Source organism: Lysinibacillus sp. NPDC097287, from assembly GCF_044761695.1.
Classification (GTDB): domain Bacteria; phylum Bacillota; class Bacilli; order Bacillales_A; family Planococcaceae; genus Lysinibacillus.
In genome coordinates, this window is sequence record NZ_JBIWCX010000001.1 from 427,630 (window position 1) to 449,692 (window position 22,063).

The window sequence follows — 22,063 nt, forward strand, 5'->3', positions numbered from 1 at the left end:
AGAACATATTAAGCCAGATCTCCCTGTTGGCAGAGAATCAGTGGTTGGTGGAAACTGATACAAAGATCTGTGTGAATTTCATTCTTCGAGCTTTTTTTATACTACATCTTAGAACAAGTGGTATAAAAACGGATTAAACCGTTACTTTAACAAGTGGGAAACAGATTTTGTTTCCAATTAGGGTGGTACCGCGTGAACAGCCACGTCCCTATCGTTACAGATAGAGACGTGGTTTTTTGTCTTTTAATTTTGGCTCAACACCAAAATCTGTTCTTGAATCATTTTATATCGAGGTAAAGCACATGGAACGGAGGGCGGCGACTCCAGCGGGATAAGCGTGAGCGCTGAGACCCCGCAAGAGCGAGGTACGAGCGATGAGGAGGCTCAGCCCACGCCCGCGAAACGCGACCGCCCTTAGTGGAATGTGTGTTCAAGTACTTATTTTGAAAAAATGCCTAAATTTTTTAGAAGACACGAAATACAAAAATAGATTGGATTGATTAGCATTCAAACATCACAGCAATGGTCATCGAAGATTGGTTTTATTTTATCTGCTGCTGGATCAGCCATAGGAGTAGGCGCAATTTGGAAACTACCCTATGTAACTGGCGTAAGTGGAGGCGGGGCATTCTTCCTGCTATTTATTTTATTCTCACTATTTATTGGTTTTCCGCTGTTATTAGCAGAATTTATTATTGGTAGAAGCACGCAAAAAGAAGCCATTAGTGCTTATCGTACTTTAGCTCCAAATACGAATTGGCATTGGATTGGAAAGTTAGGGGTATTTACTTGCTTCCTATTACTATCTTTCTATAGCGTAATCGGCGGTTGGATCGTTATTTATTTTGCTAAAGGATTGGTTGGTGGAATAATTAGTGAAGGTGCAGATTATGGTTCGGTCTTTAACGCAACGATTGGAAATCCTACCTTGGTTATTGTAGCTCAATTTGCATTTTTAGCTTTTACAGTTTTAGTTGTAGCAAAAGGGATTCAAAATGGTATTGAAAAAGCTAGTAAAATTTTGATGCCTGCATTATTTATCCTATTTTTTGTTCTAATCATTCGCTCACTTACACTCGATAACGCGATGGAAGGTGTGAAATTCTTTCTAGCACCCGATTTCTCAAGCATCACATCACAAAGTATTCTGTTTGCGATGGGGCAAGCCTTCTTCTCATTAAGTATCGGTGTATCAGTAATGGTAACGTATAGTTCATATCTATCGAAAAAAGAAAGCCTAATTCAACCAGCGATTTCGATCGTTTCTATGAATTTATTCATTGCTTTATTAGCAGGATTAGCCATCTTCCCAGCTGTCTTTTCTCTAGGTTTAGAACCAGCTGAAGGACCTGGTTTACTGTTTGTTGTCTTACCTGCTGTATTCGATCAAATTATTTTTGGCGAAGCTTTCTTACTAGGATTTTTAGCATTATTTTTATTTGCCACATTAACTTCTGCCTTTTCGATGTTAGAGATTATTGTTGCATCTCTTGTTAAAGGAAAAGAAGAACAACGTACAAAATATGCCTATATTGTTGGTGCTTTAATCTTCGCAGTAGGCGTTCCTTCTGCATTATCTTATAGTGTATTGGCTGATATTTTAATCTTCTCGAAGAATATTTTTGACTCAGCCGATTATTTAGTTAGTAATATTTTAATGCCACTTGGTGTATTCTTAATCTCTATTTTCGTAACACTGAAGATTAAGAAAAGCACTTTGCAAGAGGAACTTTTACAGCATTCTCGTCTAGGAGCCACTGCCTTTAATATTTGGTTCTTCATTATGAAGTATATTATACCTCTAGTTATTATCATCGTATTCCTTGATATTACAGGCATACTTGATAAAATCATTGCACTTTTTTAGGATGACACCACCCACTATTTAAGTGCTTATATAGCAATAAAAGTGCTGACAGTTAGCAGAGATTCTGCCTAACTTTCAGCACTTTTTAAATCATCATGCGTTTAGGTCTGTAATGGCTGGTACATTAATTTCTTTGACGCATGCAACATTTGATAAATTTACAACACATTTGACGAGAGAGACAATATCTTGGACCGGTATACGCGTACCGTTATATTCAGAAATGGCTTTTTCAGCACCTTCTTCAAACGGTATTTCAGCTGCTAGTTCACCTGGATTAATGCAAGTAACAGCAATTTTATCTTTCCTAACATGTTCGCGCAGGGCATTTGTAATCCCACGTAATCCAAATTTCGAAGTTACGAAAGACACTTGAGAACTATTAGTATGATCTAACCCTGCAGTTGATCCAATCAAGATGATCTTTCCACTATTAGACCTTCTTAGATTTGGCAACAAGGCTTGGATATAAGTTATTGTAGATGTAAGATTTATATTAATGATCGAAGCAATATCTTCTAGCTCGTCTAGTTCAAAATTGTAATGGTCTTCAAACCCTTCCTTTTCCCAAACCCCGACATTATAAATGAGTACATCTATTCTTTCATTTTGAAGAGCTTCTGTAATTATGTATCTATTACTTGGTTGTGATAAATCGGCTTCCAACCATATCCGCTGAACGCCATCATTTATGTCTAAGCTATTAGGTCTGCTTCTAGAGACAATCCACACCTGATCTCCAACATTCGGTAAACCTTTAACAAATGCGTCTCCTAGACCTTTACTAGCTCCAAATACAATATAATTTTTCACGATTTGAATCAGCCCTTCCTAACCATAAGATTTATGAAAATATTACCACCATTCGTAATTTACATACAAACAAACTGTTTTTATGTAAATTCACTTTTTACAAAAACTAAATACCCCATTAAATGGAAGAGTCAGCATGTTTGCGTAATCAGCTAAAAAAAGGTTATTCAAACTAAATTGTAGAAAAGTCGAATCGGACTTAAGTTACTAGCGCTAAGTTATTTTTGAATACATGGGTTTGTAGTAAATTACAAAGTCTATACTAAAAGAAGATACAATGCCAACTGAGATTCAAATTACCCACCTTTTAATATTTTTTGTAATATTATTGTGGATCATCGTCATAATATGTGCTTGATTTAGAGTAAACATTGCTATAAGTAAGCACATGGAACGAAAGGCGGCGACTCCTAGAGGATTAGCGAGCAGCTTGAGACCCTGCAGGAGCACAGCGACGAAGCGGCTCAAGGCTCGCCCCCTGGAAAGCGTCCGCCTGTAGTGGAATGTGCTGTCAAGTACTGAACTTAGTCTAGGGCCATTATTGATATAATTTTGTATATTTTTATAAAATGAATGAGAATTTTTTTTGGGAGGACAAAATGCCAGAACAGTTTTTAACAAAAATGAAAAATAACATTAAGCCAGAGTGGTGGTTAGCGTTTTTCTCCGCGATTATCATTGGATTTTTGACACATGCTTATGTATTTTTAAATAGATTACCCAATCATGATGGCATGATAAATATTTATAATACACAAGCAAAATTAGTCTCGGGTCGATTTTTCTTAGGCCCTGCAAGTGGCATGAGTACATTTTTTGATTTACCTTGGGTGATCGGGTTATTATCGATTCTTTTTTTAGCATTGTCCGCTGTTTGTGTGGTCATTTTATTTAACTTAAAAAAGAAGCTTTCAATCATTATTGTGGCTGGGATAATAGTAGCATTCCCTAGTGTTTCTTCGACATTCGCATATTTATATACAGCTGATGGTTATATGCTTGGTATTTTATTTACGATGCTAGCTATTGTATTAACTCGAGCGTATAAATTTGGATTTTTAGTAGGGGCTATTCTACTAGGACTAGCGGTTGGTATTTACCAAGCGAATTTGTCGATTGCAATGGCATTCATCACTTTATATCTCGTTTATTGTATTTTATTTACCTCAATTCAAAACAAGCACTTGTGGCAACTAGTTGGTCGTTTTGGTCTGATGGGTACAGTTGGTATGGGTTTTTATTTTGTGGTGTACAAACTCTATACAAATGTGCTCGGGGGTGCAATCACAAACTACCAAGGTTTAGATAAGGTTGGAGCAGTTTCTCTTAGCGATTTCCCAGGTAAGCTCCCTATTATATTTCAACAACTAAAGGGTTTCTTCTTCTATAGTTATACAACATCCCAACAATTTAATTTTTTTGAGATATTAAATGCCATCATTTTCATCTTAATCGCAATTTTTTTACCTATATGGATATTAAAAAAACAATTATATAAAAAAATAAGTCAAATGGTTGCTTTGGTAATTCTCACATGTACCTTGCCAATTAGCTATTATGTTTTATTTTTCATCTCACCTGATGTTGGTTATCATATGCTGATGGTGTTTAGCATCAGCACAACCTATATATTTTTAGTTCTTTATTACGAAGCATTAGACGAGCTAAAACCAGCTATGTTTGAAAAAGCTATGGCTTGGATGATAGTCCTCGTATTAAGTTTATCGATTTTTAATTTTAGTTTAATTGCCAATATTTCTTATTTCAATATGGAGTTACGTTTTGAAAAATCATTAAATCTAGGTTCTCGAATATTAACTCGCATTGAACAATTAGATGATTATGGAGATATTAAAAAAATTGCTGTTTCAGGAAGAGTTCCGATGAAAACCAAGCTTGCCTTTGAGATATTGCCTCAAAGTATTCCTGTTATGACTGGTGCAATGGGGGATACCGTTTTAACGGCTCCATATCATTACAAATCGATGTTAGAAAATTTTCTTGGCTATCGTATTGATGCGGCATCAGAAGAAGAGATGCAGGCGATTTATCAGACGAAAGAGTTTGAGGAAATGGGCTTATGGCCAGCAAAAGATTCGATACGAGTCTTTGATGATATTGTGATGATTAAATTTCATTAAGCAGATTTGAAAAGGTACCTAAGTGCAATACTTAGGTACCTTTTAATTAGTCCATCGCCAGAACTTGGGGCTGATTTCCGTTCCGGCTGGTAACTTATGTACAGCTAGCTTGCACAGAAAACATTAGACACAATTGAATTCTTTGAATGTATGATGGTGATAATCACAGTAGTAGTACTAGTGTGATTTTTATTCTTGTATGGTTAAGAAAGTTGCTAGTATAAAACGTTCTCTATTTGTGATAAAAATGGATATCTATTTATATAGGTGGGTGCGTTATGAAGCTGTCAATTGTTGTTCCTTGCTATAATGAGGAAAAAACATTAGAAAAATTTTATATGAAAGTTCAAGAAACGCTACGTTATTGCGATTTTTCTTTCGAATTATTGCTCATTAATGATGGTAGTAAAGATAAGACGCAACAAATAATGGATAGCTTAGCAAGCAAAGATAGCCGAGTTCGTTTCGTGTCATTTAGTAAAAATTTTGGCAAAGAGGCTGCTATGCTTGCAGGTATGACTTATGCAAAGGGTGATAATGTTATACTCATGGATGCAGATTTACAGCATCCACCGTCATTAATTCCTGAAATGGTTGAAAAGGCCAAACTTGGCTACGATCAAGTTATTGCCAAAAGGAATCGCCACGGAGAAGCTTTTTCACGCTCACTTTTCACGAGAATGTATTACAAAATTATCAATTCTCTTGTTGATGTGGAACTGACGGATGGTATAGGAGATTTTAGGCTATTGAGCAGAAAAGCAGTAGATAGCTTGCTACAACTAAAAGAATTTAATCGTTTTTCAAAAGGCTTATTTTCTTGGATTGGTTTTAATGAATATATTATTGAATATGACAATGTTGTGCGTGAAGATGGAGACAGCAAATGGGCTTTTACGCATCTACTGAATTACGGTATTGATGGGGTCATTTCTTTTAATAATAAACCACTACGAATCGCAATTTATTTGGGATTAATCGTAACCTTTTTTGATATTTTATATGTACTTTTTATGCTAGTGCGAATTATTATGTTAGGGGTAGATGTACCCGGTTACTTTACGACAATCGCTGCCATCTTACTAATCGGTGGACTACAATTATTTTTCATGGGCATTGTCGGTGAATATATTGGTCGTATCTACTACGAAGTAAAGCAACGACCACATTATATTGTCAAAAAAACTTCTGAAATGAACGATAGTGAGGAATAAACGTATGTTGAAGAAGTTTTTTAATTTAGAAATACTACGATTTATTGTTGTTGGGGTTATGAATACTGCTAATTACTACATTTTGTATTTGTTATTTTTACATGTATGTCATTTCAATTATATGATTTCACATATATTAGCGTTTTTAATTAGCATGGTAGGTTCATTCTTTTTGAATTCATATTTTACCTATCGTACGAAACCAACGTGGAAAAAATTTATGCAATTCCCAATGACATATGTCGTTAACATTACTGTAACAACGTTAGGAGTTTACGTTCTAGTTGATATATTAAAATTGAATGAAACAATTTCACCTTTAATTGCATCTTTTGCAGCGATTCCATTTACCTTTATTATCTCTAAAAAAATATTGAAAAAGTAGAAGTGGTGCTGGCGTAGGTCATTTCTTCTGTTTAATATAACGCTTCTAGTTTCCTTAGTTCTGTCGATTTAATCGAGACTTAATAGCTTTTTTCTCTCCACTTCTTCTTTATAACAACTCTCACGAATTGAAAAAACTTTACTTTTTCAACTTCGAAAAAGTAAAGTTTGTCTCTTGATTTTTATTTCCTATCGTTATTTCATGGCAGCTAATCCCCACCTGATAAATAATAACAGCGCTCCTTTCATCATTGATGTAATCAACGATGGAAGGAGCGCTTATTTTAAGAAATGTTTTTTTCGGCGGCCTAAGAATAAGGAGTTGTTTTTTCTACACCCCTATTATTTATGAACCTATAGGACATATCTATTCTATTTATTAGTATAATCCATCTGCATCTTCTTTAGTGTTAATGAAGATGTTTTTTGTTTGTGTGTATGCATCTAATATTGATTTGTAAGTTTCACGACCGATACCTGATTTTTTATAACCGCCAAATGGAGCACCCGCAGAGAAATTTGAATATTGATTTACCCACATACGACCTGTTTCAACACTACGAGCTACACGTAGAGCTGTGTTTATGTTACTTGTCCAAACTCCGCCACCAAGACCAAATTCAGAATCATTCGCCATTGCGATTACTTCTTCCTCAGTTTCAAATTTGATGACTGTTGCTACAGGTCCAAAGATTTCTTCTTGTGCGATGCGTAAATCATTTGTACCTGCTAAAATTGTTGGCGCCATGAATACACCATTCTCAAGACCTTGATCTTGTAATTGGTAACCACCAGTTACAAGTGTTGCCCCTTCTTCTTGACCGATTTTCACGTATTCTAAAATCTTTTCTAATTGGCGTTGGTTAATTTGTGCGCCCATTTGTGTGCCATCTTCCCATGGTAAACCAACTTTTACGCTTTCGAATTTCTCTTTTAATGCTGTTAAAAATTTATCGTAAATTCCAGCTTGTACGAAGATACGAGAACCTGCTGAACATACTTGTCCTTGGTTGAATAAAATACCGTTTGTTGCCCCTTCAACCGCACGTTCCCAGTTTGCATCGTTGAAGAAGATGTTTGCTGATTTTCCACCAAGCTCTAATGTTGCAGGGATTAAGCGATCAGCTGCAGCTTTGGCAACTAAGTAACCAATATCTGTTGAGCCTGTAAATGCTAATTTAGCAAAGCCTTCGTGATGTAGCATGTAGTCACCAGAGTGTGATCCACGACCAGTTACAACGTTTACAACACCTGCCGGTAAAACTTGGTCTAAGATTTTCGCTAGTTCTAAAATGCTCAGTGAAGTTGTTGATGATGGAGAGATAACAACTGTGTTCCCTGCTGCAATAGCTGGTGCAATTTTCCACGCCGCCATAAGTAGTGGGAAATTCCAAGGAATAATTTGACCAACAACACCAATTGGTTCTTTCAATGTTAATGTTAAGTTATTGTCGTCTAATTGTTGAGCAGTACCTTCTTCAGATCGGATAACACCAGCGAAGTAACGGAAGTGATCTGCACTTAGTGGCACGTCGGCATTCATCGTCTCACGTAGAGGTTTTCCGTTGTCTAATGTTTCAACCATTGCAAGATGCTCACGATTTTCATCGATTAAGTCCGCAATTTTAATAAGTAACTTGCTACGCTCTTCAATACTCACGTGCTTCCACGTTTTAAAGGCATTTTGAGCAGCTTCAACGGCTGCATCTACATCTGCATAACTCGCGTCGATGAAATCAGCTAGCTTTTCACCATTACTTGGATTGTAAGCAGCAATTGTTTTCCCTTCAGAACCTTCAGTCCATTCTCCATTAATATATAATTTGTACTGTGAATCTATAATATTTGCCTTATCTGTTTTCATGAAGTTAACACCTCTATTAATTATTTTAGTAAAGTTATACTTCACTAGTTAACGACAGTATATAGTTGTTAAAACTGAGTTTCAAACAAAACGCTTGTGAAATATCGAACATATCAGAATAGTATTTCAAGGGATTGGTTTTAGATTTATTAACAAAACAGATAATATACAGGTTGAAATATTGTAAAACAGAAGCAAAGCTAGCACAGCGAAAAATATGTCATTAAGGATGATGAAAAGCATTAAAGAATAAGTGGTTTAATGAGAACTTCGGCTAATCGTATGTGAATAATTCAACTTAACTTAATGGGATACAATTTATTTCTAACATCAGGTGAGCCATACTTTAAAATTTAGAATAATTTATATAAAAATAGTGGGGTAGATATCCATTGCAGTGAATGTTCGGGCATTTGATTTGAGTGGCAAAATCGAGCGGTGGAGCGAGAAATGGAAAAGTGGAGTGAAAATAATCAAATGGTCGTAAATTAACGTAAATCTATTCACAACATTAACTAGTTAAAAAGACTTTTTAACATTGGTAATTTAGATAAAAAACAAAATTGAATCTATGTTCTTTTAGATTCGACTTTGTTCTTATACAAAAAAGAGGCATCCTAATGAAAGGATACCTCTTTTATAGTTACATCATTAAAATTAAAGTTTTACGATGTTTGTAGCTTGTGGTCCACGTTGACCATCTTCTACTGAAAATTCAACTTTTTGACCTTCGTCAAGTGATTTGAAACCTTCACCTTGGATAGCTGAGAAGTGAGCGAATACGTCGTTTCCGCCTTCTACTTCGATGAAACCGAAACCTTTTTCTGCGTTAAACCATTTTACTGTACCTTGTTGTGTCATTTAAATGACCTCCATTAATTGTATTAAATAATATCATATTTCTTCAAAAGAAAAAATTCACACATTACAAAAAGTATCGAACAATACATGATTACTCTTTGTAATATGTGAATTCATTGTTTCTTGTAAACGATCTTATTACATTTATTATATAATAAATAATCATATTTGTCTAGTGCAAAAACGAGCTTATTAACTTTCAACAATACGTTCATAGTTAATTGGTTAAATTTTGAGGATAGTTCCGAATCGAGCACTCCCTTGAACGCCCCTATCTAACAAAGCATTATTTGCTTCTCGAAACACCTGAATTTCCTCTTTTACATGTTTTCAGCCATCATGCAAACACGTCGTTGCTACCTTGATTTTCTATCCTCCTGCATAAAGCAACAAAAAGAAACGATTAAAAGAATTTTGTTAAAGCGCTCTCCTTTATCCATATGAATACGATTCCTTTTGGTAATGAAGCGCTTCTCATATTCATGCTTCAGAGGCATATGCAGATTAAAACCATTACGAAATGTTTCTCAAAATCGGTGAAAATAAAAATGAAGTATGCATAATAATAGCTATACATCTTTCTGATATACTACGTATTAAACATTTCGGCATTTAAGTATAGTGAACAAATAGAACAAAAGGGTTGTCTCTGAAAGTCCGTAATAACTTTCTAAGACAACCTTTTTTGATTAATTCGTTATTAAATATTTATCGCATTCCAAGTGGTGTACGGCTATACGATTTCTATTCTTATATATTTAATAGAAACTTAGGTCAGGACAAAAGTTGCTTGTAGGGTGTTTTAATCATGCTTCAATCAAAATCATTTTCCTCTTCAATTTTACGAATCATTCCTGTTTTCGCATTTACCTCTACTTCATATATCCTGTTTTGGGATGTCAAAATAAAGATTTCATACACTAAAACACCATTTTCCATATCCATTCCATAATGTATGATTTGACCTGGTACCCTTTGTTGTGCGATTTGCATTGCTTGTTGGAGAGAAATTCGTTGACTATATGAAGGCATTTGATTGACCAAAAAGATATCCTCCTCACTCTAAATACATATCCTTATAGTATGTAAGCAGTAAATTATTGGTTCTCCTCTTCTATCAATTTAACGGCATACACAAATTAATTCAAAAAAGAAAAGCGTTGGAGCCTATAGCCCCAACGCTTTTGATTAATACATTTTTAAATATTGGTCGCGTTCCCATTGGTGTACTGTTGTACGGTACATGTCGAACTCGATTTCTTTTGCTTCTTTGAAGTTCGCGTAGATGTGCTCGCCTAGAGCTTCTTGCGCCACTTTGTCTTTTGCAAGTAATGCTAAAGCGTCATCAAGTGCAGGTGGTAAATTTTCGATACCATTTGCTTGGCGCTCTTCTTCAGACATTACATAGATATTGCGGTTAATTGCAGCTGGTGGTGTTAATCTTTTACGGATCCCTTCAAGGCCCGCTTCTAAAATAACAGCCATTGCTAGGTATGGGTTTGCTGCTGGGTCCACTGAACGTACCTCAACACGAGTTGAAAGACCACGTGCAGATGGGATACGGATAAGTGGTGAACGGTTTTGAGCCGACCATGCCACGTAACATGGAGCTTCATAACCAGGTACTAAGCGTTTATAAGAGTTAACTGTTGGGTTTGTAACAGCTGTGAAGCCTTGAACGTGTGTAAGTACACCCGCCATGAATTGCATAGCTGTTTCAGAAAGGCCAAGTTCTGTTGATTCATCATAAAATGCATTTTCTTTGCCATTAAATAAAGAAACGTTGAAGTGCATACCAGAGCCAGCTTCGCCGAATAATGGTTTTGGCATGAACGTTGCATGTAAGCCATGTTTACGAGCAATAGTTTTGACAACTAATTTGAATGTTTGGATGTTATCACAAGCTGTGATTGCATCTGCATACTTAAAGTCGATTTCATGTTGGCCAGGTGCTACTTCATGGTGAGATGCTTCAATTTCAAAGCCCATTTCTTCTAGCTCTAACACGATATCGCGACGGCAGTTTTCACCAAGGTCAGTTGGTGCTAAGTCGAAGTAACCACCGTGATCGTTAACTTCTAAAGTTGGCTCGCCTTTTTCATCTAATTTGAATAGGAAGAACTCTGGCTCAGGCCCTAAGTTGAAGCTTGTGAAGCCCATATCTTCCATTTTCTTTAAGATACGTTTTAAGTTATTACGTGGGTCACCTGCGAATGGTTCGCCTTTTGCAGTGTAGACGTCACAGATAAAACGCGCTACTTTCCCTTTTTCAGAAGTCCAAGGGAACACTACGAAAGAATCTAAATCTGGAAATAGATACATATCTGATTCTTCGATACGAACGAAACCTTCAATTGATGAGCCGTCAAACATCATTTTGTTGTCTAGTGCTTTGTCTAGTTGGCTTACAGGAATTTCAACGTTTTTAATTGTGCCAAGAATATCTGTAAATTGTAGACGAATAAAATTAACATGTTTTTCTTCGATTAGACGCTTAATGTCCTCTTTTGTGTATTTACCCACAGTTTTCCACACTCCTATAAATTGTCTAGCTTATATCATTACCCGAATCTATTAAGTAAAGCGAAGAGGTGCCTGTTCATACCCGACAAACGCTGGAGATTCCTAACAAGTGTGCTAGCACACTTAGTAAAGAATTGAAGCGACCTCGAGGGTATGGCACTTTTACCTAGACATTAATAGAATCGAGATAAATCACCTTGTCGGATGGACGATTTTTGCATGCGCTGTGCTTGACGCATCTCTTCACGCATAACACGACGTAGTTCAGTGTCACTTAAATTTGTTTCTTCAACTACAACAGGATCTTGCTTTTTCGCAAAAATCTTCTTAATTTTCGCTATATTCATTCCCTGTTCCAAGTAATCTTTAATTTCAAGAAGGATATCAACGTCATTTAAAGAAAACATACGACGATTGCCTTCTGTTCGGTGCGGCTCAATTAAATGGTGTTCTTCATAATAACGAATTTGTCGCGCAGAAAGCTCGGTCAATTGCATCACGATACTCATGGATAATAACGGCATATTTCGTCTAATTTCACGACTCATTTAAGTCCCCTCCAATACCCGCTTATCATACAACGAAATAATTTCACTGTCAACGGAGATGTAAGGTTTCCTAACATGCTTTTTCCAGAATTTTTTTATGTTAGACAATACTATGAAAAAAACTGTCCAAATTTACGCTTCGGACAGTTTTTTCATACCTATTTTTTTATTTTTTGTACTGCACTACAAATTGCAAATTTAACATGTTCGTACGTTAATCCGCCTTGAATAAACGCTGTAAATGGCGGACGAATCGGACCATCTGCTGTTAACTCAATGCTAGAGCCCTGGATAAACGTACCCGCTGCCATAATAACGTCATCCTCATAACCCGGCATGTATGCAGGCTCCGGCGCATAGTGCGCATTAATCGGAGAATTTGCCTGAATTTCACGACAAAATGCAATCATCTGATCCGCTGTTTGGAATGAAACCGATTGGATTAAATCTGTCCGGTGCGCAGCATAGTTTGGTGACGTACTCATACCAATTTCCTCTAGCATGGCTGATGTAAAAATAGCACCTTTTAACGCCTGTGACACAACATGTGGTGCTAGGAAGAATCCTTGATAGAAATCGCCCAATGTATTTAAGGTTGCACCTGCTTCAGCACCGATACCTGGTGATGTCATACGATACGCACATTTTTCCACTAAATCTGCACGACCTGCAATATACCCACCAATTTTCGCTAATCCACCACCTGGATTTTTTATAAGTGAGCCCGCAATTAAATCAGCTCCAACTTCTGTCGGTTCCTGTGCCTCAACAAATTCACCATAGCAGTTGTCCACAAAAATAATCGCCTCAGGTGCAAGAGCTCGAATCTTTGCACACATTTCTTCTATCTGAGCAATTGTGAATGAAGGTCGAGTTGCATAGCCTTTTGAACGCTGAATCGCAATCATTTTTGTGTTCGGCGTAATCGCAGCCTCTACACCTTCCCAGTTAATCTCCTGATTATCGATTAAATCTACATGACTATAGCCGATTTTATAATCTTTTAATGAACCTGTATCCTTGTCACCACCATCGACAATAGATTGCAGTGTATCATACGGCTTCCCTGTAATGTACAGTAGCTCATCTCCTGGGCGCAAAACACCGAAAAGACTAAGTGTGATTGCATGTGTGCCAGAGATAATTTGCGGACGTACAATTGCCGCCTCCGCTCCGAAAACTTCTGCATAGACGCGCTCTAGATTGTCACGCCCCTCGTCATCGTAGCCATAGCCATTTGATGGGTGCAGATGATAATCACTCACCTGATGCTTTTTGAAAGCCGCTAGTACTTTTTGTTGATTATAAAATGCCATTTCCTCCACTTCCGCATGAAATAGTCGTACCTTCTCTTCTATTTGTGCGGCAAGAGCCAACGTTTCTTCTGTTAAATTTGTTGTAAAAGTCATTATGTTCGTCTCCGTTTCGATTAGTTCCTCCTTATCTTATCAATTTGTTGGCGAGCCTGCAAAACTTGCTATTGTTTCTGTTTGCTAGATGCGCTAATCTAAATGCATACTTATGCATTATTATTCTCAAATAGGGGTGGATGTAATGGCTTGGGAGTTTTTTAGCATCATTGGTACAATTGCCTTCGCTATTTCCGGGGCAATAATTGCGATGGAAGAAGAATACGATTTATTTGGTGTTTACATACTTGGTATTGTAACCGCTTTCGGTGGAGGGGCCATTCGGAATTTGCTGATTGGACTACCCGTGACAACGTTGTGGGGACAGGATATGATGTTCCAAATTGCTATTGCTGCCGTTACGCTGTTTTTCTTATTCCCACATCGACTCATTCAGCATTGGCATCGGTGGGGCAATTTTACCGATGCTATTGGACTTTCGGCTTTCGCAATACAAGGTGCACTATATGCAGTAAAGCTCGATATGCCGCTTAGTGCAGTTATCGTAGCAGCAGTATTGACAGGCTCAGGCGGGGGAATTGTACGCGATTTATTAGCAGGACGAAAGCCTCTTGTCCTTCGTGATGAAATTTACGGTGTTTGGGCAGCCATTGCAGGACTAGTCATTGGACTCGAATTATTATCAGGCGATATCTTTTTATATGTATTATTTGCTATCATTACAGCGCTACGTATCTTATCATTCACTTACAAATGGCGCTTACCTTTACGAAAATTAAATCAAGATAGCTAATATCATACATCGTCTTATAAACTCGCAAATATACAGGCATCTCCTTACAAACAAAAATGCCCCCGCACAACGCGAGGGCTCTAAAATAATTATTTAAATTCTAACTCGCCATCATAAGCAAGCATGCCGCCTTCAAGGTTTGTTACGTCAAAGCCTTGAGCTTCTAAGATAGCACATGCATTGGCAGAGCGTCCGCCCGCTTTACATACTACGATGTATGGCTTTGATGCATCTAATTCTTCTAAGCGATCTGGGATTGTGCCAAGTGCGATATGTTTAGCACCTGGGATCATGCCCTGTGCCACTTCATCATCTTCGCGCACGTCAATAATGTATAAATCTTCGTTTGTATCTAGTAAATCTAATAGTGCTGGTACTTCCATTGATTTCATGTGTATATTCCTCCAATATTTCCATCTCGCCCTATTATAACGTGAACAAAAAAAAACGGCTAGTGTAGAACACTAGCCGTAAAATTTAAAGCTTAGGCGTAACTTATTCCGTTAGCTCAACTGGCTTTGTTGGAGCAAAAGTTGAAATGGCATGTTTGTAAATAAGATGTTGTTTACCATCAGCATCTACAAGCAGTACGGTGAAGTTATCATAGGATTTCACATTCCCTTTTAGCTGGAATCCATTTAAAAGGAATACTGTAACAAAAATATTGTTTTTACGTAACTGATTTAAAAACGTATCTTGCAAATTAATAGTTTTCATTGAATGCTCCTCCTCGACCTATCTTTCTAGATATCCACCCTATACTAGCATAAATTACCAAATTAGCAATTAAATTTTTATAAAAATTGTACGTCCATTTTATTGCGGAAATAGGTAAGCTGACGCTTAGCATAACGACGTGAGTTTTGCTTAAGGTTTTCTATTGCCTCTTCAAGAGAACATTTACCATCTAAATACTCGTACAATTCCTTGTAGCCGATCGCCTGAATGGCCTGGACTCCACGGATATTTTGCTGCCATAAACCCTTTACCTCTTCCAATAGCCCTTTTTCCATCATAATATCTACTCGTCGGTTAATGCGATCATATAATTCTTCGCGATCTATATTTTGTCCAAGTCCGATGATCAAATGTTGATAAAGCGGAATCTCTCCACGATTTTGAGCCTCAGATGCTTTTGAAACTCCACTCAATTCGATCATTTCTAAAGCTCGAATAACACGACGCGTATTATTTGGATGTATCGTCTCTGCTGTTTTCGGATCAAGTGATGCGAGTTTTGCATGCATCGCCTCCGGTCCCAATTTCTCAAGCTCTGCATAGTAGGCTTTACGTGCCTCCTCGTCTACTTGTTCATCCGTAAATTGAAAATCATATAAAACAGCTTGTACGTAAAGACCAGTGCCACCTACAAGGATTGGTAATTTCCCATGCGATTGAATTTCTTTTATTTTTGCCCGCACTAGTTTTTGATAGTCTGCAACAGAAAATGAATCTGTCGGCTCTAGGAAACTAAGTAAATGGTGCGGCACACCTTCCATCTCTTCTTCCGTTATTTTGGCAGTACCAATATCCAAACCTTTGTAAATCTGCATTGAATCCCCATTAATAATTTCACCATTATACTGTTTGGCTAACTCAATGCTAAGTGCAGTTTTGCCGGAAGCTGTAGGACCAACTATCGCTACAACTTCGGCTTGTGTTATTTTGTCATGTATCATATTTATTTAACCACCGTAATATAACTTGATAAACCGCTTGTCGATTATCTTCGTTTAAAATTTCATGTCTCTTGTCTTCAAACAAATAAACTGTAACATCTTCTAACCCAGCTGCATGATATTGCTTAGCCACACGGTATACACCAGCACCTTGCTCTCCAACAGGGTCCATACTGCCACTAATCATTAAAATCGGTAAGTTTTTCTTAATTTTTTCAATCTCTTTTTTTCGATTCAGCACCATAAATCCTTCTGTCAAGTCGGCAAAAAACTGATTTGTCGGTATAAAACCGCAATATGGATCATCGATATACTTTTGCACCTCAGAATCTACAGAACACAGCCAATCATATGCCGTTTTAGGCGAAAGGAATTGCTTATTGAAGCTACCGAAACTTAATTCGTTTAATAGCGGGCTCTCTACATCTTTCCCATATTGCTTCGCTAAGGCAAGTGCCACATAATGACCAACTTTATGTAAAGTCGAAACAGCCCCAGCGCCACATAAAATAACACGATCCACCGTCTCACCATACAATTGAATATATCGTCTCGTAATGAATGATCCCATACTATGACCAAACAAAATCAGCGGTACATCCGTATATGGCGCATGCATCCTGCTCACAATTTCATGCACATCTTCTACAACACGAGCAAAGCCATCCTGCTCTGCGAAAAAACCTAGCTTGCCATTGCGCAGTGCAGTTTTACCATGCCCCCTGTGATCGTGCATCGTCACAACATAGCCGACAGCACTCAGCTCACGAGCAAATTTCTCATAGCGCCCACTATGCTCCGCCATGCCATGTAAAATATGAATATGCCCAATACACATCCCGACAGGATCAAACTGATTTGTAAATATCACATGTCCATCCGACATTTGCAGTAGTTGCTCCACCTGATTTCCTCCTCTAGTTTGCAAAATTCGTTGCTTCTTCAATGGCTTCATCTAGCTGTGCCAAGTATTCCACTCGTTGCTTTTCTGTATAACCAAGATGCTGTTGCATCACGTTTAATACTTGCTGTTTATAACACTTCACGGCTTCTATATCAAAATACAATAATCCTGTTCGTCGAATGAAGAAATCACTTGGCGTATACACCATTTCTGCTTCCATGCCGTACAACAACATCGCATGTAAAGCAAGTGGCATCGTGCTCCCATGTGCATGCAAATATTTCACTTGATCAAATAATGCATCCACATTAGTACCGTACTTTTGTACAAGTTGCTTGGCTTCATCATAAGTCAAGCCATACTGCACACCTTCTTTGGCTTTATAGCTAATATAGTCTGGAAAATTGAGGGCGTTAATGCCCCTCGCACCAGATAGTGACATTTCACGTGTCGAGCACTTAGCTGCATGTTTAAATTTATGTGTAGCCAAAATTTTATCGACAACTGTTTCTGCCATTTGACGATAGCCGGTTAATTTACCGCCTGCAATACTCATCAGTCCACTTGGTGCAATCCACACTTCATCTTTACGTGAAATTTCTGAAGGATCTTTACCTTTTTCATAAATAAGGGGGCGTACTCCTGCCCAAGAAGATTCAATCGTCTCAGTTGTAATATCCGCGCTTGGGAACACGGATTTTGCCGCTGCGATTAAATATTCGACATCTTCCTTCGTAGCAACTGGATGCTTTGGATTACCCTCATACACTGTATCTGTTGTCCCGATATAGGCTTTACCTTCTCGTGGAATCGCAAACGCCATCCGACCATCTGGAATATCAAAATACACAGACTGCTGTAATGGGAAATGCTTTTGGTCGAGGACAATATGCACACCTTTTGTTAGGCGAAGTTGCTTCTTATTCGACACTTGATCTTTATGACGCACATCATCTACCCAAGGTCCTGTGGCATTAACAATTTGCGCGGCATGTACATCAATCGATTGACCAGTGAGCGTGTCTACAACTTTTGCGCCCACTACTTTTTTCTTGTCGTACAGAAATTCTGTTACTTCAGCATAGTTTAAGCAAAGTGCACCGTACTCTACTGCTTTTTTGAGCACCTCAATTGTTAAGCGTGCGTCATCCGTACGATATTCTACATAATAGCCGCCACCTACTAGCCCATCTTGCTCTAACAATGGCTCAAGTTCCAGCGTTTCCTTCACACTCAGCATCGTACGGCGTTCTTGTTTCTTCACACCAGCCAAACGATCGTAAACTTTTAACGCTAAAGATGTAGTGAATGGGCTAAGTGAGCCTTTTTTATAAAGTGGCAACAACATTTTTTCAGGTGTCGTCACATGAACAGCATTATCAAACACAATTTCTCGTTCACGACCAACCTCTGCTACAACCCCAACTTCAAACTGCTTTAAATATCGCAAACCACCATGTATCAATTTTGTTGAGCGACTAGAAGTACCGGCAGCAAAATCTTGCATTTCGACAAGTGCTACCGAAAGACCACGCGAAGCAGCATCGAGTGCAATACCAGCACCCGTAATGCCCCCTCCAATTACTAACACATCAAAACTATATTGTTCAAGATAATCTATTATTTTAGGACGATGCTTAAATGAAAACATATGATTTCCCCCATAAATTACGATTTGAAAATGCGTGTTGCTTCCACTGCCTTTTGCCATCCTGTGTAAAGTGTCTGTGCCCGACTAATATCTATTTTTGGTGAATATGTTTTACCGCTCTCCCAAAGTCCAGAGAGTTCATCTTCATCTTGCCAAAAGCCCGTTGCTATCCCTGCTAAAAATGCTGCACCAAGCGCAGTGGACTCGTTCAGTTTGGCAAGCTCCACTTCCAGTTGCAACATATCACTTTGAAATTGCATTAAAAGACCGTTAGCCACTGCTCCACCATCTACTCGTAAAACATGTATCGGTGCACCAACTGCTTCTTCCATTGCATTAAGTACATCTTTCGTTTGATACGCTAATGATTCGAGTGTTGCACGGATGAAATGTTCTTTTGATGTACCGCGTGTTAAGCCAAAAATAGCCCCTCTCGCATCTGTATCCCAATATGGTGTTCCTAAGCCAACAAACGCCGGCACAACATAGACACCGTCTGTATCTACAACCTTTTCCGCGTAACTTTCAGAGTCAGCTGCAGTCTTTATCATACGAAGTCCATCACGTAACCACTGTACGGCTGAACCAGCGACAAAAACGCTACCTTCTAATGCATACGTTACCTTCCCATCTAGACCCCATGCAATTGTTGTGAGTAAGCCATTTTCAGACTGAACCGCCTCTTCACCTGTATTGAGGAGCATAAAGCAACCAGTGCCGTACGTATTTTTTGCCATCCCTTTATCAAAGCAGGTTTGACCGAATAGCGCAGCTTGTTGGTCACCGGCAATCCCAGCAATCGGTATTTCTTCACCAAAGAAAATACTCTTCGCTGTAGTCGTATAAATCTCCGACGAGTTTTTCACCTCAGGTAGCAAAGACATTGGAATATCTAAAATAGCACATAGCTCTTCGTCCCACTTCAAGTCATGGATATTATAAATAAGTGTCCTAGCTGCATTGGAGTAATCCGTAACGTGAGCCTTTCCTTTAGATAATCGCCACACAATCCACGAATCAATCGTGCCAAATAATAATTCTCCATTTTCAGCCTTTTCACGGGCACCTTCAACATTATCTAAAATCCATTTTATTTTTGTTGCGGAGAAATAAGCATCAAGACGTAGACCTGTTTTTTGCTGGAATGTTTTCTCAAGCCCTCGCTCCTTTAAATCATTGACAATATCCTGCGTTTGACGTGACTGCCAAACAATCGCATTGTAAATAGGTTGCCCAGTATTTTTATCCCACACAACCGTTGTTTCACGCTGATTGGTAATACCAATGGCGTGTACCTCGCTCGCTTCATGTTCACTTTCTGTCATTACCGTAGCGATTACCGCAAGTATTGAACCCCAAATTTCTGTGGCATCATGTTCAACCCAGCCAGCCTTCGGGAAAAACTGCTGAAATTCCTTTTGTGCTTCATGGACAATTTCACCCTTTTTATTAAACAAAATTGCACGTGAACTCGTCGTTCCTTGATCGAGTGCTAATATAAATTCACCCATCCAGTTACCCCCTTCAATATTTCTATCTATATATTCACGCTCGAGGGCGCTTCTCTCTACATTACTCGCTTAAACATTTTTTCCACTTCATACGTCGTGAAATGGATTAATACCGGACGACCATGCGGGCAGGTAAACGGATTATCTGCCTTACGCAAGTCACTTAATAGCACGTCCATCTGCTCTTTTGTTAAATAGTGATTGGCCTTAATCGACTTTTTACAGCTCATCATAATAGCCGCATCTTCACGTAATTTTTTCACATCAGCTTTTTTCGTCGTCAGCACTTGCTCTATTAAATCCTCAATAATCTCTTGTTCCTCACCTTTTGGGAACCAGCTGGGATGCTCGCGCACAACAAACGACGACTGTCCAAACTCCTCTAAGAAAACACCTACTGCTTCAAGCTCATGCTTATTCTCTCTTAAAATGAGGGCTTCATCTGCGGCATAATGGAACGTTAGTGGCAATAGTAATGCTTGACGCTCATTTGGATCTACTTGCCCAACTTTTTCGCGGAAAAACTCGTATTTAATACGCTCTTGCGCTGCGTGTTGGTCGATTAAATAAAAGCCGTCCTCCATTTGCGCCACAATGTACGTACCATGAATTTGCCCGACTACTTCAAGTGCAGGAAACGGCTCTTTTTCCGGTACTTCTTGTGTTTCTTCATGTGGTTCAGTTTGCAGTAACTCTTTAGGTTTTACAGGAGATTCTTCTATTCTATTAGTCGACACTTCTGGCACCGTATGCCAATTCTCTTCAATTGCTGTCGCTTTAGGTGTTTCTACTTGTAGCGTGTTCGACTCCTGCACAGTTTGCACATCATATAATTTCTCTACGATGGCATTCATTTTACCAACATCGAGCTTTGGTGCAGGTTTCCAAATGTTGAGTTGCTCGGTTTCGGCTTTGATAACCTTTTCCTTCTTCTCCATTTGTGGCACTCGTATGACACCACGAATCGTCTCTCGAATCGTTTCCTCTACTAGCTTCAATAACTCTGGCTCTTTACTCAGTCGAATTTGGTGCTTCGCTGGATGGACATTGACGTCCGTTAAATACGGATCTCCTTCAATGTAAAGCGCGACCACAGGGAAACGCTCAATCGGTAAATACGTATGATACGCATCGACAATCGCCTTTTGCACTAGATAATGCTTAACCCATCGTCCATTAACAAACAACGACATATAGTTTTTCGAAGCACGTGTCACTTCTGGTAACGAAACGTAACCAGATACTTTATAATCATGTGACTCACCAGAAAATGGAACCATCTTCTTCGCATTATGCACACCGTAAATTGCTGCTAACACCTGCTGGACATCTCCTCGTCCATTCGTATGCAATAGTTGCTGCCCATTATGAAGTAATCTAAATGCAATATGCGGATTACCGAGTGCAAGACGATTCATAAGGTCGATTGTATGTCCAAGCTCTGTTTGAATTGTTTTCATATATTTTAAACGTGCGGGTGTATTGAAAAATAATTGTGCTATTGTAATATCCGTACCTTTGCGAAGTGGTCCTGGCTTTTGTGAGACCACGTGCCCGCCTTCAAGCTCTAAATAAGTCCCTGACTCGCCATTTGAGGTAATCAGCGTCATTTTGGATACGGACGCAATCGACGCTAGTGCCTCACCACGGAAACCAAGCGTACGAATACGGAATAAATCATGTTCCTGATGAATTTTACTTGTGGCATGGCGCGAGAAGGAAATGAGTGCATCCTCCTCATCCATTCCACTTCCATTATCAATGACTTGAATCGAAGTGAGCCCCGCTTCTAGCAGAAAAACATCAATGGACGTACTGCCTGCATCAATGGCATTTTCGACAAGTTCTTTAACAACAGAAGCTGGTCTTTCAACCACTTCCCCTGCCGCAATTTTATTGGACAGCCATTCGTCCATAATTTGAATTTTTCCCATGGCGCT

Annotated in this window: 19 protein-coding genes and 1 other annotated feature (1 of these 20 cut by a window edge); of the genes, 5 read left to right on the forward strand and 14 right to left on the reverse strand. The window is 38.5% G+C overall.

The genetic code is table 11. From position 1 onward, the window contains the following. Window positions 1-213 (forward strand) — a binding site (T-box leader) (it extends 15 nt beyond the left edge of the window). A 292-nt stretch (window positions 214-505) separates the two neighbouring features. Continuing rightward, window positions 506-1,867, forward strand: coding sequence for a sodium-dependent transporter (locus ACIQ2D_RS02015; RefSeq protein ID WP_402859201.1), 1,362 nt, complete (start codon window positions 506-508; stop codon window positions 1,865-1,867). 93 nt (window positions 1,868-1,960) lie between these two features. On the opposite strand, the gene ACIQ2D_RS02020 is transcribed toward ACIQ2D_RS02015, so the two are convergent. Then, entirely contained in the window at window positions 1,961-2,683 is a 723-nt protein-coding gene (locus tag ACIQ2D_RS02020; protein ID WP_402859204.1) for an SDR family NAD(P)-dependent oxidoreductase, read from the reverse strand. Between the two features lie 596 nt (window positions 2,684-3,279). Between ACIQ2D_RS02020 and ACIQ2D_RS02025 the strand changes: the two genes are divergently transcribed. The 3 genes from ACIQ2D_RS02025 (at window position 3,280) to ACIQ2D_RS02035 (ending at window position 6,420) form a co-directional block, all read left to right on the forward strand. Further along, complete coding sequence (locus ACIQ2D_RS02025) at window positions 3,280-4,821, forward strand: glucosyltransferase domain-containing protein (RefSeq protein WP_402858600.1); 1,542 nt, start codon at window positions 3,280-3,282, stop codon at window positions 4,819-4,821. A gap of 278 nt (window positions 4,822-5,099) precedes the next feature. After that, window positions 5,100-6,035 carry a glycosyltransferase family 2 protein gene (locus tag ACIQ2D_RS02030; RefSeq protein WP_402858603.1) on the forward strand — a complete coding sequence of 312 codons (936 nt, stop codon included), beginning with the start codon at window positions 5,100-5,102 and terminating at the stop codon, window positions 6,033-6,035. A gap of 4 nt (window positions 6,036-6,039) precedes the next feature. Next, window positions 6,040-6,420 (forward strand): GtrA family protein, encoded by a 381-nt coding sequence (locus tag ACIQ2D_RS02035; protein ID WP_402858605.1) that lies wholly within the window; start codon window positions 6,040-6,042, stop codon window positions 6,418-6,420. 378 nt (window positions 6,421-6,798) lie between these two features. Here the strand turns inward: ACIQ2D_RS02035 and ACIQ2D_RS02040 are convergent, their stop codons facing one another. The 6 genes from ACIQ2D_RS02040 to ACIQ2D_RS02065 form a co-directional block, all read right to left on the reverse strand. Beyond that, the gene (locus tag ACIQ2D_RS02040; RefSeq protein ID WP_402858608.1) at window positions 6,799-8,283 is read right to left on the reverse strand and encodes an aldehyde dehydrogenase family protein; all 1,485 of its coding nucleotides are present in this window, start codon (window positions 8,281-8,283) and stop codon (window positions 6,799-6,801) included. A 657-nt stretch (window positions 8,284-8,940) separates the two neighbouring features. Continuing rightward, window positions 8,941-9,144, reverse strand: a complete 204-nt coding sequence (locus tag ACIQ2D_RS02045) for a cold-shock protein (RefSeq protein ID WP_038187584.1) — start codon at window positions 9,142-9,144, stop codon at window positions 8,941-8,943. An 813-nt stretch (window positions 9,145-9,957) separates the two neighbouring features. After that, a complete protein-coding gene (locus ACIQ2D_RS02050; protein WP_402858611.1) occupies window positions 9,958-10,188 on the reverse strand; it encodes a PepSY domain-containing protein in 231 nt (76 codons plus the stop codon). A gap of 144 nt (window positions 10,189-10,332) precedes the next feature. Further along, entirely contained in the window at window positions 10,333-11,667 is a 1,335-nt protein-coding gene (gene glnA, locus ACIQ2D_RS02055; RefSeq protein WP_402858614.1) for a type I glutamate--ammonia ligase, read from the reverse strand. 173 nt (window positions 11,668-11,840) lie between these two features. Further along, on the reverse strand, window positions 11,841-12,215 hold the full coding sequence (locus ACIQ2D_RS02060; RefSeq protein WP_402858617.1) for a MerR family transcriptional regulator: 375 nt from the start codon (window positions 12,213-12,215) through the stop codon (window positions 11,841-11,843). A gap of 158 nt (window positions 12,216-12,373) precedes the next feature. Beyond that, the gene (locus tag ACIQ2D_RS02065; protein WP_402858620.1) at window positions 12,374-13,624 is read right to left on the reverse strand and encodes a methionine gamma-lyase family protein; all 1,251 of its coding nucleotides are present in this window, start codon (window positions 13,622-13,624) and stop codon (window positions 12,374-12,376) included. Window positions 13,625-13,769: 145 nt separating this feature from the next. Here ACIQ2D_RS02065 and ACIQ2D_RS02070 point away from each other — a divergent pair, with 145 nt between their 5' ends. Then, window positions 13,770-14,378 (forward strand): trimeric intracellular cation channel family protein, encoded by a 609-nt coding sequence (locus ACIQ2D_RS02070; RefSeq protein WP_402858622.1) that lies wholly within the window; start codon window positions 13,770-13,772, stop codon window positions 14,376-14,378. Between the two features lie 89 nt (window positions 14,379-14,467). Here the strand turns inward: ACIQ2D_RS02070 and ACIQ2D_RS02075 are convergent, their stop codons facing one another. The 7 genes from ACIQ2D_RS02075 to mutL form a co-directional block, all read right to left on the reverse strand. Next, window positions 14,468-14,770 carry a rhodanese-like domain-containing protein gene (locus ACIQ2D_RS02075; protein WP_402858625.1) on the reverse strand — a complete coding sequence of 101 codons (303 nt, stop codon included), beginning with the start codon at window positions 14,768-14,770 and terminating at the stop codon, window positions 14,468-14,470. A 103-nt stretch (window positions 14,771-14,873) separates the two neighbouring features. Then, complete coding sequence (gene hfq, locus ACIQ2D_RS02080) at window positions 14,874-15,095, reverse strand: RNA chaperone Hfq (protein ID WP_402858628.1); 222 nt, start codon at window positions 15,093-15,095, stop codon at window positions 14,874-14,876. A 77-nt stretch (window positions 15,096-15,172) separates the two neighbouring features. Further along, window positions 15,173-16,057, reverse strand: coding sequence for a tRNA (adenosine(37)-N6)-dimethylallyltransferase MiaA (miaA, locus tag ACIQ2D_RS02085; protein ID WP_402858631.1), 885 nt, complete (start codon window positions 16,055-16,057; stop codon window positions 15,173-15,175). Beyond that, complete coding sequence (locus ACIQ2D_RS02090) at window positions 16,047-16,961, reverse strand: alpha/beta fold hydrolase (RefSeq protein WP_402858634.1); 915 nt, start codon at window positions 16,959-16,961, stop codon at window positions 16,047-16,049. The genes miaA and ACIQ2D_RS02090 overlap by 11 nt, the downstream gene beginning before the upstream one ends. A gap of 13 nt (window positions 16,962-16,974) precedes the next feature. Further along, window positions 16,975-18,612, reverse strand: a complete 1,638-nt coding sequence (locus ACIQ2D_RS02095) for a glycerol-3-phosphate dehydrogenase/oxidase (RefSeq protein ID WP_402858637.1) — start codon at window positions 18,610-18,612, stop codon at window positions 16,975-16,977. A 17-nt stretch (window positions 18,613-18,629) separates the two neighbouring features. After that, window positions 18,630-20,123: a glycerol kinase GlpK gene (gene glpK / locus ACIQ2D_RS02100; RefSeq protein ID WP_402858640.1), complete on the reverse strand. Its 1,494-nt coding sequence runs from the start codon at window positions 20,121-20,123 to the stop codon at window positions 18,630-18,632. Between the two features lie 56 nt (window positions 20,124-20,179). Further along, a complete protein-coding gene (gene mutL / locus ACIQ2D_RS02105) occupies window positions 20,180-22,057 on the reverse strand; it encodes a DNA mismatch repair endonuclease MutL (RefSeq protein ID WP_402858643.1) in 1,878 nt (625 codons plus the stop codon). Window positions 22,058-22,063 lie beyond the last annotated feature (6 nt).

Bases quoted from the DNA above. Each gene is read 5' to 3' on its own strand.
- ACIQ2D_RS02040 (WP_402858608.1), bottom strand. From the start codon at position 8,283: ATGAAAACAGATAAGGCAAATATTATAGATTCACAGTACAAATTATAT.
- ACIQ2D_RS02070 (WP_402858622.1), top strand. From the start codon at position 13,770: ATGGCTTGGGAGTTTTTTAGCATCATTGGTACAATTGCCTTCGCTATT.
- ACIQ2D_RS02075 (WP_402858625.1), bottom strand. From the start codon at position 14,770: ATGAAATCAATGGAAGTACCAGCACTATTAGATTTACTAGATACAAAC.
- ACIQ2D_RS02060 (WP_402858617.1), bottom strand. From the start codon at position 12,215: ATGAGTCGTGAAATTAGACGAAATATGCCGTTATTATCCATGAGTATC.
- ACIQ2D_RS02045 (WP_038187584.1), bottom strand. From the start codon at position 9,144: ATGACACAACAAGGTACAGTAAAATGGTTTAACGCAGAAAAAGGTTTC.
- ACIQ2D_RS02035 (WP_402858605.1), top strand. From the start codon at position 6,040: ATGTTGAAGAAGTTTTTTAATTTAGAAATACTACGATTTATTGTTGTT.
- glpK (WP_402858640.1), bottom strand. From the start codon at position 20,123: ATGGGTGAATTTATATTAGCACTCGATCAAGGAACGACGAGTTCACGT.
- ACIQ2D_RS02065 (WP_402858620.1), bottom strand. From the start codon at position 13,624: ATGACTTTTACAACAAATTTAACAGAAGAAACGTTGGCTCTTGCCGCA.
- mutL (WP_402858643.1), bottom strand. From the start codon at position 22,057: ATGGGAAAAATTCAAATTATGGACGAATGGCTGTCCAATAAAATTGCG.
- ACIQ2D_RS02030 (WP_402858603.1), top strand. From the start codon at position 5,100: ATGAAGCTGTCAATTGTTGTTCCTTGCTATAATGAGGAAAAAACATTA.
- ACIQ2D_RS02095 (WP_402858637.1), bottom strand. From the start codon at position 18,612: ATGTTTTCATTTAAGCATCGTCCTAAAATAATAGATTATCTTGAACAA.
- ACIQ2D_RS02025 (WP_402858600.1), top strand. From the start codon at position 3,280: ATGCCAGAACAGTTTTTAACAAAAATGAAAAATAACATTAAGCCAGAG.
- miaA (WP_402858631.1), bottom strand. From the start codon at position 16,057: ATGATACATGACAAAATAACACAAGCCGAAGTTGTAGCGATAGTTGGT.
- hfq (WP_402858628.1), bottom strand. From the start codon at position 15,095: ATGAAAACTATTAATTTGCAAGATACGTTTTTAAATCAGTTACGTAAA.